Source organism: Aliiglaciecola sp. SL4, from assembly GCF_041538045.1.
In the GTDB taxonomy this organism is placed as follows: Bacteria; Pseudomonadota; Gammaproteobacteria; order Enterobacterales; family Alteromonadaceae; genus Aliiglaciecola.
Genome location: NZ_JBGOSE010000030.1, coordinates 1 through 1,110, shown reverse-complemented (window position 1 = coordinate 1,110; position 1,110 = coordinate 1). Strand labels below are relative to the sequence as shown.

The following is a 1,110-nucleotide window of genomic DNA, read 5'->3' as shown; positions in this document are numbered from 1 at the left end:
GCTTTTTAAATGCTTTTGTATCTTATCTCGCTATTAAGCGATGATTTTAGCTACTACACCAGCACCAACAGTACGGCCACCTTCACGGATTGCGAAGCGTAAACCTTCGTCCATCGCGATTGGGTTAATTAGCTCAACTTTGAATTTCAAGTTGTCGCCTGGCATTACCATTTCAACACCTTCTGGTAACTCTACTGCACCAGTGATGTCTGTTGTACGGAAGTAGAACTGTGGACGATAGCCTTTGAAGAATGGAGTGTGACGACCACCTTCATCTTTAGACAATACGTATACTTCTGCTTCAAACTGTGTATGAGGAGTGATTGAACCTGGCTTAGCCAATACTTGACCACGCTCTACGTCATCACGCTTAGTACCACGTAGTAGTACACCAACGTTCTCACCTGCACGACCTTCGTCAAGCAACTTACGGAACATCTCTACACCAGTACAAGTTGTCTTAGTAGTATCTTTGATACCAACAATCTCAACTTCTTCACCTACTTTGATGATACCTTGCTCTACACGACCGGTAACTACTGTTCCACGACCTGAGATTGAGAATACATCTTCAATTGGTAAAATGAATGGCTTATCAATGGCACGCTCTGGCTCTGGGATGTAGCTATCAAGTGCTTCTGCAAGCTCAATGATTTTTGCTTCCCATGCTGCATCGCCTTCCAACGCTTTAAGCGCTGAACCTTGAATGACTGGTAAGTCGTCGCCTGGGAATTCGTATTCTGTTAGAAGTTCACGTACTTCCATTTCTACTAGTTCCAACAACTCTTCGTCGTCAACCATGTCACATTTGTTCATGAATACGATCATGTAAGGAATACCAACTTGGCGACCTAACAAGATGTGCTCACGTGTTTGAGGCATAGGACCGTCAGTTGCCGCAACAACCAAGATTCCGCCGTCCATTTGCGCAGCACCAGTGATCATGTTCTTAACATAATCCGCGTGTCCTGGGCAATCTACGTGTGCATAGTGACGTGAAGGAGTATCATATTCAACGTGAGACGTTGAAATTGTGATACCACGTTCACGCTCTTCTGGAGCGTTATCGATTTGATCAAACGCTGATGCAGCACCACCATAGGTCTTTGC

Annotated in this window: 1 protein-coding gene; it reads right to left on the bottom strand. The window is 44.8% G+C overall.

The window, feature by feature from the left end:
* Positions 1–33 precede the first annotated feature (33 nt).
* The coding region (gene tuf / locus AB6T38_RS19190; protein ID WP_372548822.1) for an elongation factor Tu at positions 34–1,110 on the bottom strand (1,077 nt) is incomplete at its 5' end.